5 protein-coding genes are annotated in these 12622 nt (G+C 62.8%); all 5 read left to right on the top strand.

What is annotated here, in order from left to right; translation table 11 throughout:
• The first annotated feature begins 399 nt into the window (after positions 1-399).
• The 5 genes from rplJ to IVA74_RS07270 all read left to right on the top strand — a co-directional run bounded on the left by rplJ (position 400) and on the right by IVA74_RS07270 (position 12529).
• Positions 400-918 (top strand): 50S ribosomal protein L10, encoded by a 519-nt coding sequence (rplJ, locus tag IVA74_RS07250; RefSeq protein ID WP_247341276.1) that lies wholly within the window; start codon positions 400-402, stop codon positions 916-918.
• 53 nt (positions 919-971) lie between these two features.
• Positions 972-1349: a 50S ribosomal protein L7/L12 gene (rplL, locus tag IVA74_RS07255; protein WP_007602994.1), complete on the top strand. Its 378-nt coding sequence runs from the start codon at positions 972-974 to the stop codon at positions 1347-1349.
• Positions 1350-1833: 484 nt separating this feature from the next.
• Positions 1834-5949: a DNA-directed RNA polymerase subunit beta gene (gene rpoB / locus IVA74_RS07260; protein WP_247341149.1), complete on the top strand. Its 4116-nt coding sequence runs from the start codon at positions 1834-1836 to the stop codon at positions 5947-5949.
• Positions 5950-6077: 128 nt separating this feature from the next.
• Positions 6078-10274, top strand: a complete 4197-nt coding sequence (gene rpoC / locus IVA74_RS07265) for a DNA-directed RNA polymerase subunit beta' (RefSeq protein WP_247341151.1) — start codon at positions 6078-6080, stop codon at positions 10272-10274.
• 194 nt (positions 10275-10468) lie between these two features.
• Entirely contained in the window at positions 10469-12529 is a 2061-nt protein-coding gene (locus tag IVA74_RS07270; protein WP_247341153.1) for an FAD-dependent oxidoreductase, read from the top strand.
• Positions 12530-12622: the final 93 nt, after the last annotated feature.

The following is a 12622-nucleotide window of genomic DNA, read 5'->3' on the forward strand; positions in this document are numbered from 1 at the left end:
CGTCCGCAAGGATTTGCCGGAAAAGGAAGGAAAACCCGTCGGGTGGTGGAGTGCGGGCAGGGGTCGGGCGGTTCGCCGGCTGACCTTGTCCTGTCCAAGACTGCAGGCGCCCGCGGGGAATCTCGATTTCTCAACGGCTTAATCGCATGGCCTGCATAGACGGGTGAAGACCGGATTTCACTTCGTGTCCACCTTAGGGTTGGCTGCGGAATGGGTTTGGTTCGGACCTCGACACGCCGTGGGCTCCAATGGGCTCCCGGAGGGCAGGCTTTGAATTGTCGTCTCGCCCGGCGCGTGTCCGAAGGGTTTTGGCCCAGAGGTTCAGGTTTTGGGTGGGACGATGGGTGCAACCCGGTGGTCCCGTTTCTCGCGATGACCGCCAACCGGAAAGAGCTTGCTGTGGAACGAGCGGCAAAAAAGGAAGCGGTCGAACAGCTCAATGGCATCTTCAAGGCCACGAGCGTCGCGGTCGTTGCCCAATATTCCGGCCTGACCGTTGTCCAGATGCAGAAGCTGCGCATGCAGATGAAGCAGGCTGGCGCCTCGGTGAAGGTCTCGAAGAACCGTCTCGCCAAAATTGCTCTTGAAGGCACTGACGTCGTTGCCATCGGTTCCATGTTGAAGGGACCGACTGTGATCGCCACTTCGGACGATCCGGTAGCGGCGCCAAAGGTCGCCGTCGAATTCGCCAAGGCGAACGAAAAGTTCGTCATCATTGGCGGCTCGATGGGAACGACCGTCCTGAATGTCGACGGCGTGAAGGCACTTGCCTCGCTGCCGTCGCTTGACGAACTGCGCGCCAAGATCGTCGGCCTTCTTGTGGCCCCGGCGACCAAGATCGCTCAGCTCGCCAATGCGCCCGCGGGCAAGCTCGCGCGCGTCATCCAGGCTTATGCCTCAAAGAGCGAAGCGGCCTGACGCCCTTCGCAAAACTCAAACCCGAACCAGATTACATTCAAGGAAACTGAACAATGGCTGACTTGCAGAAGATCGTTGACGACCTCTCGAGCCTCACCGTGCTCGAAGCTGCCGAACTCGCGAAGCTCCTCGAAGAGAAGTGGGGCGTTTCGGCTGCCGCGGCTGTCGCCGTGGCCGGCCCGGCTGGTGGTGGCGCTGCCGCCGCTCCGGCCGAAGAGAAGACCGAGTTCACGGTCGTTCTTGCCGCCGCCGGCGACAAGAAGATCGAGGTCATCAAGGAAGTCCGCGCCATCACCGGCCTGGGCCTGAAGGAAGCAAAGGACCTTGTCGAGGGCGCGCCGAAGCCTGTCAAGGAAGGCGTGAACAAGGACGAAGCCGAGAAGCTCAAGGCCCAGCTCGAGAAGGCTGGCGCGAAGGTCGAGCTCAAGTAAGCAACGCTTACTGATACGAGATCCCGGTGAGCATCAGCGAAACCGGGATCTCGGTCCACTCCCCGAAAGGGTGGGCCAGATGCAAAAGGCGTGCGACGGAACGGCCCGACGCAGGTCGAACACGAAAAAGTGTGGGGATTTGAGGCTTTACCCCTCGAATCTGCACTACTGTCGTCCCATATCGGGTCGACAGCACGAAAGCGCGGTGGGCAGGGATGCCGGGTTTCCCTGTAAGCCGTTGGGAGAGCAAGCTATTTCGGGCTTTTGCAGTCCGTGAAGAGAATGGTTGTGACGGGCGGGCGCGCTACTGCGCCCCGCGCGTCGTTTTGCGTTTTGAAGGTCTGAAGAACAGATTCAGGACATTCCTGCCTGAAACTGAGTCTCCGGTCCTCCAAAGCGGGTTCGAAAAATTCAACCCGGGGAGCGGCGGTAGCCGCGTTCCGGACGGCGCGCCCAGATCGGGCGCCGAAAATGAGAGGCCACGATGGCGCAGCAGACATTCACCGGTCGCAAACGCGTTCGCAAGTTCTTCGGACACATCAAGGAAGTTGCCGAGATGCCGAACCTCATCGAGGTTCAGAAGGCATCCTATGACCAGTTCCTGATGGTCGACGAGCCCCAGGGCGGGCGGTCCGATGAGGGCTTGCAGGCAGTGTTCCGCTCGGTGTTCCCGATCTCTGACTTCTCGGGCACCTCGATGCTGGAATTCGTCCGCTACGAGTTCGAGCCGCCGAAATACGACGTCGACGAGTGCCGCCAGCGCGGCATGACCTTCGCCGCACCCCTCAAGGTGACGCTGCGCCTCATCGTGTTCGATATCGACGAGGAAACCGGCGCGAAGTCGGTCAAGGACATCAAGGAGCAGGACGTCTACATGGGCGACATCCCGCTCATGACGATGAATGGCACCTTCATCGTCAACGGCACCGAGCGCGTCATCGTCTCGCAGATGCACCGTTCGCCCGGCGTGTTCTTCGACCACGACAAGGGCAAGACCCATTCCTCGGGCAAGCTGCTGTTCGCCGCCCGCGTGATCCCGTATCGCGGCTCCTGGCTCGACATCGAGTTCGATGCCAAGGACATCGTCTATGCGCGTATCGACCGTCGCCGCAAGCTTCCGGTGACGTCGCTGATGTTCGCTCTCGGCCTCGATGGCGAGGCGATCCTCAGCACCTTCTACAAGAAGATCCAGTACAAGCGGATCAAGGAAGGCTGGCGTGTTCCGTTCGACGCCAATCGTTTCCGCGGCTACTCGACCATCAACGACCTGATCGACGCCGATACCGGCAAGGTCGTGCTCGAAGCCGGCAAGAAGCTCACCGTGCGCGGTGCGCGCCAGATGCAGGAGAAGGGCCTCAAGGCGCTGCGCCTGTCGGATGCGGAGCTCGTCGGCAACTACATCGCCGAGGACCTCGTCAATCCGAAGACCGGCGAGATCCACGCGGAAGCCGGTGAAGAGATCACCGACAAGTCGATGAAGGCTCTCAACGAGCACGGCTACAAGGAACTGCCGCTGCTCGACATCGACCACGTCAATGTCGGCGCCTACATCCGCAACACGCTCTCGGCCGACAAGAACATGACGCGCGAGGACGCGCTGTTCGACATCTACCGCGTGATGCGTCCGGGCGAGCCGCCGACGCTGGATTCGGCGCAGGCGATGTTCCAGTCGCTGTTCTTCGACGCCGAGCGTTACGACCTCTCAGCGGTCGGCCGCGTCAAGATGAACATGCGCCTCGACCTCGATGCGCCCGACACCCAGCGCACGCTGCGCAAGGAAGACATCCTCTCCGTCATCAAGACGCTGGTGGATTTGCGCGACGGCAAGGGCGAGATCGACGATATCGACCATCTCGGCAACCGCCGTGTGCGTTCGGTCGGCGAACTCATGGAGAACCAGTACCGCATCGGCTTGCTCCGCATGGAGCGCGCGATCAAGGAGCGCATGTCCTCGGTCGACATCGACACGGTCATGCCGCAGGACCTGATCAACGCGAAGCCGGCGGCCGCCGCCGTGCGCGAGTTCTTCGGCTCCTCGCAGCTCTCGCAGTTCATGGACCAGACCAACCCGCTGTCGGAGATCACCCACAAGCGCCGTCTCTCGGCGCTTGGACCGGGCGGTCTGACCCGCGAGCGCGCCGGCTTCGAGGTGCGCGACGTGCATCCGACGCATTACGGCCGCATCTGCCCGATCGAGACGCCGGAGGGTCCGAACATCGGCCTGATCAACTCGCTCGCGACTTTCGCGCGCGTGAACAAGTACGGCTTCGTCGAGACGCCTTACCGCAAGGTCAAGGACGGGCGCGTCACCGACGAGGTCGTGTACCTCTCGGCGATGGAAGAGGGCCGCTACACGGTCGCGCAGGCCAACGTGCCGCTCGATCCGAAGGGCCGCTTCACCGAAGATCTCGTGGTCTGCCGTCACGCCGGCGAAGTCTTGCCGGTGACCCCGGACAAGGTCGACTACATGGACGTGTCGCCGAAGCAGCTCGTTTCGGTCGCAGCCGCGCTGATCCCGTTCCTCGAGAACGACGACGCCAACCGCGCGCTGATGGGCTCGAACATGCAGCGCCAGGCGGTGCCGCTGGTTCGCGCCGAGGCGCCGTTCGTCGGCACCGGCATGGAAGGCGTGGTTGCGCGTGACTCGGGTGCTGCGATCGCGGCGCGCCGTTCGGGCGTGATCGACCAGATCGACGCAACCCGCGTCGTCATCCGCGCCACGGAAGATCTCGATCCGACCAAGTCGGGCGTCGATATCTACCGGCTGATGAAGTACCAGCGCTCGAACCAGTCGACCTGCATCAACCAGCGTCCGCTGGTGAAGGTCGGCGACATCGTCAAGAAGGGCGACATCATCGCCGACGGCCCGTCGACCGATCTCGGCGAGCTCGCGCTCGGCCGCAACGTGCTGGTCGCGTTCATGCCGTGGAACGGCTACAACTTCGAAGATTCGATCCTGCTCTCCGAGCGGATCGTGAAGGAAGACGTCTTCACCTCGATTCACATCGAGGAGTTCGAGGTGATGGCCCGCGACACCAAGCTCGGACCCGAGGAAATCACCCGCGACATTCCGAACGTGTCGGAAGAAGCGCTGAAGAACCTCGACGAAGCCGGTATCGTGTACATCGGCGCGGAAGTGCGCGCCGGCGACATCCTGGTCGGCAAGATCACTCCGAAGGGCGAAAGCCCGATGACGCCGGAAGAAAAGCTCCTGCGCGCCATCTTCGGTGAAAAGGCTTCCGACGTTCGCGACACCTCGCTGCGCGTTCCTCCGGGCGTGCAGGGCACCATCGTCGAAGTGCGCGTGTTCAACCGTCACGGCGTCGACAAGGACGAGCGTGCGCTGGCGATCGAGCGGGAAGAGATCGAACGTCTGGCCAAGGACCGCGACGACGAGCAGGCGATTCTGGACCGCAACGTCTACAACCGTCTTGCCGAGTTGCTCGAGGGACGGCAGGGCATTGCCGGTCCGAAGGGCTTCAAGAAGGACACCAAGATCACCCGTGCGGTGCTCGAGGAGTACCCGAAGTCGCAGTGGTGGCTGTTCGCTTCGCCGAACGACAAGCTGATGGCCGAGATCGAGGCCATGCGGAAGCAGTACGACGAGTCGAAGAAGGGGCTGGAACAGCGCTTCCTCGACAAGGTCGAAAAGCTTCAGCGCGGTGACGAATTGCCGCCCGGCGTGATGAAGATGGTCAAGGTCTTCGTCGCGGTGAAGCGCAAGATCCAGCCCGGCGACAAGATGGCCGGCCGCCACGGCAACAAGGGCGTGGTGTCGAAGATCGTGCCGATCGAGGACATGCCGTTCCTCGAAGACGGTACGCATGCCGACATCGTGCTCAATCCGCTCGGCGTGCCCTCGCGCATGAACGTTGGACAGATCCTCGAGACCCATCTCGGCTGGGCCTGCGCCGGCCTCGGCAAGCGTATCGGCCAGACGGTCGATGCCTATCTGTCGAGGCAGGACATCAAGCCGCTGAAGGAAACCTTGAAGAAGGTCTACGGCGAGGACGAGACGATCAAGTCGCTCAACGACAACGAGTTGATCGAGCTCGGCCACAATCTGAGCCGCGGCGTGCCGATCGCGACGCCGGTGTTCGACGGCGCCAAGGAAGCGGACATCGAGGAGATGCTGAAGCTTGCCGGTCTCGACGCTTCGGGTCAGTCGACCGTCTATGACGGCCGCACCGGCGATGCCTTCGATCGCAAGGTGACGGTGGGCTACATCTACATGCTCAAGCTGCACCATCTCGTCGACGACAAGATCCACGCGCGTTCGATCGGTCCGTACTCGCTCGTCACCCAGCAGCCGCTGGGCGGCAAGGCGCAGTTCGGCGGCCAGCGCTTCGGCGAAATGGAAGTGTGGGCGCTCGAGGCTTACGGCGCGGCGTACACGCTCCAGGAAATGCTGACCGTGAAGTCGGACGACGTCGCCGGCCGTACCAAGGTGTACGAGGCGATTGTGCGTGGCGACGACACCTTCGAGGCCGGTATTCCGGAATCGTTCAACGTGCTGGTCAAGGAAATGCGCTCGCTCGGCCTCAACGTCGACCTGCACAATTCCAAGGTCGGACCGGGGACGGCGGAAGCAGCCGAGTAAGACGACCCTCATGCCCGGCCTGAACGGCCGGGCATCGGCGCCTAGTCCCCGAGTCGCGAGGGCAGGGCGCCCCGCATAGTGATTTTCGAATTTGCTGCCGGAGGCGACCGGCACGCGAGGAGAAGACGATGAACCAAGAAATTATGAATCTCTTTAATCCGACGACGCCGGCTCAGGTCTTCGACCAGATCCGGATCTCGATCGCGAGCCCTGAGAAGATTCTGTCCTGGTCGTACGGCGAGATCAAGAAGCCGGAAACCATCAACTACCGTACCTTCAAGCCCGAGCGCGACGGCCTGTTCTGCGCCCGCATCTTCGGGCCGATCAAGGACTACGAGTGCTTGTGCGGCAAGTACAAGCGCATGAAGTACAAGGGCATCATCTGCGAGAAGTGCTCGGTCGAGGTCACGCTGTCGCGCGTCCGGCGCGAGCGCATGGGCCATATCGAGCTCGCAGCCCCCGTCGCCCACATCTGGTTCCTGAAGTCGCTGCCCTCGCGCATCGGCCTCCTGCTCGACATGACGCTCAAGGATCTCGAGCGGATTCTCTACTTCGAATACTACGTCGTGCTCGAGCCGGGCCTCACTGCGCTGAAGGACCGTCAGCTGCTATCGGAAGACGAGTATCTGAAGGCGCAGGACGAGTACGGCCAGGATTCCTTCACCGCCATGATCGGCGCGGAAGCGATCCGCGAGTTGCTCAAGGGCATGGATCTCGAGAAGCTCGAACTGACCTTGCGCGCGGAGATGCAGGAGACCGACTCCGACATCAAGCACAAGAAGCTCGCCAAGCGCCTGAAGATCGTGGAAGCGTTCCGCCACTCCGGCAACAAGCCGGAATGGATGATCATGACCGTGGTCCCGGTGATCCCGCCGGACCTGCGTCCGCTGGTGCCGCTGGACGGCGGCCGCTTCGCGACCTCGGACCTCAACGATCTCTACCGCCGCGTCATCAACCGCAACAACCGCTTGAAGCGGCTGATGGAGCTGCGCGCGCCTGACATCATCATCCGCAACGAGAAGCGCATGCTTCAGGAGGCCGTCGACGCGCTGTTCGACAACGGCCGCCGCGGCCGCGTCATCACCGGTGCCAACAAGCGTCCGCTGAAGTCGCTCGCCGACATGCTCAAGGGCAAGCAGGGCCGCTTCCGTCAGAATCTGCTCGGCAAGCGCGTCGACTATTCGGGCCGTTCGGTGATCGTGGTCGGTCCCGAGCTGCGCCTGCATCAGTGCGGCCTGCCGAAGAAGATGGCGCTCGAGCTGTTCAAGCCGTTCATCTACTCGCGGCTTGACGCCAAGGGCCTGTCCACCACCGTGAAGCAGGCGAAGAAGCTGGTCGAGAAGGAACGGCCCGAGGTCTGGGACATCCTGGACGAGGTCATCCGCGAGCACCCGGTGCTGCTGAACCGCGCGCCGACGCTGCATCGCCTCGGCATTCAGGCGTTCGAGCCCGTGCTGATCGAGGGCAAGGCGATCCAGCTTCATCCGCTGGTCTGCGCCGCGTTCAACGCCGACTTCGACGGCGACCAGATGGCCGTGCACGTTCCGCTGTCGCTTGAGGCGCAGCTCGAAGCGCGCGTCCTGATGATGTCGACCAACAACATCCTGCATCCGGCGAACGGCCAGCCGATCATCGTGCCGTCGCAGGACATCGTGCTCGGTCTCTACTACGTCTCCATCATGCGCGAAGGCCTGCCCGGCGAGGGCAAGATCTTCGGCGAGATGGCTGAGCTCGAGCACGCGCTGCACGCGAAGGTCATCCACCTCCACACCAAGATCAGGTACCGTTGGGAAGGCATTGACGAGACCGGCAAGATTTCCAAGCGCTGGATCGAAACCACCGCCGGCCGAGTCATGCTGGGCAACCTGCTGCCGCGGAATCCGCGGGTTCCGTTCGAGATCATCAACAAGCTGATGACCAAGCGCGAAATCTCCGGCGTCATCGACCAAGTCTACCGCCACTGCGGCCAGAAGGAGACGGTGATCTTCTGCGACCGCATCATGGCGCTCGGCTTCTACAACGCGTTCAAGGCCGGCATCTCGTTCGGCAAGGACGACATGGTCGTGCCGCACTCCAAGTGGAAGATCGTCGACACCACCCGTACGCTGGCGAAGGATTTCGAGCAGCAGTACAACGACGGCCTGATCACCCATGGCGAGAAGTACAACAAGGTCGTCGACGCCTGGTCGAAGGCCACGGAAGAAATCGCCAAGGCGATGATGAAGGAGATCTCCTCGACCAAGAAGACGGCGAGCGGGGCGGATGCCGACATCAACTCGATCTACATGATGGCTCACTCCGGTGCCCGCGGTTCGCCGGCCCAGATGCGCCAGCTCGCCGGCATGCGCGGCCTGATGGCCAAGCCGTCGGGTGAGATCATCGAGACGCCGATCATCTCGAACTTCAAGGAAGGCCTCTCGGTGCTCGAGTACTTCAACTCGACCCACGGCGCCCGTAAGGGTCTCGCGGACACCGCGTTGAAGACCGCGAACTCCGGCTATCTGACCCGTCGTCTGGTCGACGTCGCGCAGGACTGCATCATCACGCAGAACGACTGCGGCACCAAGCTCGGCATCAAGATGCGCGCCATCGTCGATGCCGGCACCGTGGTTGCTTCGCTCGGCTCGCGCATCCTGGGCCGCACGGCCTGCGAAGACGTGCGTGACAGCTCGGGCAAGGTGATCTTCAAGCGCGGTACGCTGATGGAAGAGAGCCATCTGGATGCCATCCACCAGGGTGGCGTGCAGGAGGTGAAGATCCGTTCGGCTCTGACCTGCGAGCTCGTCAATGGCATCTGCGGCATGTGCTACGGGCGCGACCTTGCCCGCGGCACGCCGGTCAACCACGGCGAAGCCGTCGGCGTCATCGCGGCGCAGTCGATCGGCGAGCCCGGCACCCAGCTGACCATGCGCACCTTCCACATCGGTGGTGCGGCGCAGCTCAACGAGCAGTCGTTCGTCGAATCCAACTTCGACGGCAAGATCGTGATCAGGAACAAGGCCATCGCCCGCAACAGCGACGGCCACCTGGTCGCAATGGTCCGCAACATGGTGATCGCGATCGTCGATGCCGACGGCACCGAGCGTGCGACGCACCGTATTCAGTACGGTTCGCGCCTGCACATCGACGAGGGCGACATGGTCAAGCGCGGCCAGCGTATCGTCGAGTGGGATCCCTACACCCGTCCGCTCCTCACCGAGGTCGAAGGCACCATCGGCTTCGAGGATCTGGTCGAGGGACAGTCGATCTCGGAAACGCTCGACGAGGCCACCGGTATCGCCAAGCGCGTGGTCATCGACTGGCGCTCGATGCGCGGCGGCGCGGACCTGCGTCCGGCCATCGTGATCAAGGGCAAGGACGGCAAGGTGCTCAAGCTCGCCCGTGGCGGCGATGCTCGCTACATGCTGTCGGTCGACGCCATTCTGTCGGTCGACATCGGAGCCAAGGTCCAGGCGGGCGACATCCTCGCCCGTGTCTCGACCGAAAGCGCCAAGACGCGTGACATCACCGGCGGTCTTCCGCGGGTGGCGGAATTGTTCGAGGCACGGCGTCCGAAGGATGCGGCGATCATCGCCGAAATCGCGGGCACCATCCGGTTTGGGCGCGACTACAAGAACAAGCGTCGCATCTCGATCGAGCCGATGGACAAGACCGAAGAGGCACGCGAGTACCTGATCCCGAAGGGCAAGCACATCCACCTTCAGGACGGCGACGTCGTCGAAAAGGGCGACTTCATCGTGGAAGGCAATCCGGCGCCGCACGACATTCTGGCGGTCAAGGGCATCGAGGAACTCGCGGCCTATCTGGTCAACGAGATCCAGGAAGTCTACCGGCTCCAGGGCGTGCTCATCAACGACAAGCACATCGAGGTGATCGTCCGCCAGATGCTCCAGAAGGTGGAAGTCACCGACCAGGGCGACACGGACATGATTTCGGGCGAGCAGATCGACAAGATCGAGTTCGACCAGATCAACGCGAGAGCCAAGGAAGAGGGCAAGAAGATCGCCACGGCGACGCCGGTTCTGCTCGGCATCACCAAGGCGAGCCTTCAGACCCGCTCCTTCTTCTCGGCGGCCTCGTTCCAGGAGACCACCCGCGTCCTCACGGAAGCGGCGGTCAACGGCAAGGTCGATCCGCTCGAAGGCCTCAAGGAGAACGTCATCGTCGGCCGGCTGATCCCGGCAGGCACCGGCGCCTCCATGGCCAAGATCCGCGAAGTCGCCGTGAAGCGCGACAAGATGATCCTCGACGAGCGCGAGAAGCAGGCGGCCGTCGTGTCGCCCGCGCCGGAAGTCGAGCCGATGGCGCTGCCGCCCGCGGAATGATCGTTCATCCGTAGGACTACCGAGAACAATGAAAAGGCCGGCGCAAGCCGGCCTTTTTGCTGCTTTGTTTGCCTGCTGCGGTGCAGGATCAACATTTGTTCATCTTTCCTTCAGCCGCAAAAGCGCTTCTGCTAGGGGAGTTTAGACCGGTGGGGTCCCGTGACGGGGGCGGGGCCGGAGACCACGGATCTGACATGCTTGATCTCGCAATCGTAGGCGGCGGCCCCGGTGGGCTGATGAGCGCCTGGTACCTGAAACGCAAGCTCGGGGACCTCTGCCGCGTCACCATCTACGAGGCATCCGACCGGCTCGGCGGCAAGATCGTCACGCGCAAATTCGATTCCGCGCCCGCGATGTACGAGGCCGGCGTCGCCGAGATCTACGACTACTCGATGACCGGGCCGGATCCGCTGCGCGAGCTGATCCAACATTTCGGACTACAGACCATTCCCATGGATGCCGAGCAGGTGCAGTTCGGCGGCGAACTCCTCGACGACGTGCCGGGCATGCGCCGCAAATACGGCGCCAAGACCGCGGACGCCATCGAATCGTTCCGCAAGCGCTGCGCCGAGACGATGACGCCGATCGAATATTACGAGGGCGTCGGCGCGCACGACAACGAGAACCCCTGGGCCTACAAGACCGCCGAGCAGGTGCTCGACGAGGAGGTCGAGGACGAAACAGCAAAGCGCTTCTTCAAGGTGATGGCGCGCTCGGACCTCGCCACCGAGAGTCACAACACCAACGGCCTCAACGCGCTCAAGAACTATCTGATGGATGTCGACGGCTATATCGGCCTTTATTCCATCCAGAACGGCAACGAGCAGCTGATCGAATGCCTGCAGTCGGAGGTCAACGCCGATATCCAGCTCAATCACCGCGTGCTCACCGTCGGCAAGGCGCCGACCGGCCGCTACCAGCTCAAGATGATGAACGGCAAGGGACCGGAGACGCGGGACTTCGATCTCGTGCTGATGTGCCTGCCGCATTCCTGGCTTTCCACCGTCGGCTGGGAAGGCGAGCAGCTCCGCAAGTCGATGGTCAAGCACGTCTCCTACTTCGACCGTCCCGCGCACTACCTCCGCGTCTCGATCCTGTTCGACACGCCGTTCTGGGGCGACAAGATCGTCGGCGCGTGGTTCATGTCGGAGGCCTTCGGTGGCTGCTGCGTCTACAACGAGGGCGCGCGCCACGACGTCGGCAAGCACGGCGTCTTGAACTGGCTGATTCCCGGCTCCGATGCGCTGGCCTTCGCCAATTTGTCGGACCAGGAGCTGATCGATGCCGCGCTGAAATCGCTGCCGGCCTCGCTCGGCGACGCGCGCGCGCATTGCATGGAAGGCAAGATCCACCGCTGGCTGTCGTCGGTGAACGCGATTCCGGGCGGTCTGCCCGTGCGCGACGTCATGACCAATCACCGGCCCGAGCCGAAGGAGCACCCCGGCATCGTGGTGGTCGGCGACTATCTGTTCGACTCGACGCTGAATGGCCTGCTCGATTCCTCCGACGCGGCGACCGACATCATCCTGACCGAGATGATGCGCCTGCGCCGCGAGCGCGCGCAGGACGACAAGCCGCTCTCCGACAAGGTCGATCGCGAGTATTTCGAGAACTATCGCGGCCTCGGCCCCTACGGCGAGGCGTGGCGTCACTTCACCGATCCCGATTACCTGGCCAAGCTGATCGGCATCGTCTGGGGCAAGACCGAGGGCGCCAAGCTATTGGTCGCGGGCTCGGCCAGCGGTGAGCTGGTCGGTGCGCTGCGCGATCGCGGCATCGACGCCTTCGGCATCGAGAACAACCGCGCCATCCACGCCAAAACGCCGAAGGCGCTGAAGAAATACAACAAGCTCGGCTCGATCACCGACATGCCGTTCAAGGACGGCGCGTTCGATTTCGTGTTCGAGACCAGCCTCTGCCACGTTTCCCCGAAGCAGGTGGTCCGCGCGATCCGGGAGCTGAACCGCGTGGTCAAGACCGGCCTCGTGTTCGGCTCGATCACCTCGGACATGGCTTCAGTGGTGATCGACCGCTATGACCTGTTGCGCGGTGTCAAGAAGCTCGGCACCTGGTGGGAATGGTCCGAGCTGTTCTTCGGCAACGGCTTCGACCTGTCGATGCACCGCAAGGACTGCAGCGACGCGCTCTGGGAGGCGACGCTCGCCGCCAACAAGGGCCCGGGTCAGTGGTATGCCGACGCCGACTCCTTGCGCTATTCCTTTTTCGACAAGGTCGAGGACGAGGAAGACGACTAGCCGCTTCGAGCGGGCGCCTTCGCCAATTGTTTTGCCGAATTCATCTTGATCGCATAGAATCGGTGCAATGGCGGTTGCCGCTATTTTCTGCTT

Source organism: Bradyrhizobium sp. 132 (assembly GCF_023074185.1).
Taxonomy (GTDB): domain Bacteria; phylum Pseudomonadota; class Alphaproteobacteria; order Rhizobiales; family Xanthobacteraceae; genus Bradyrhizobium.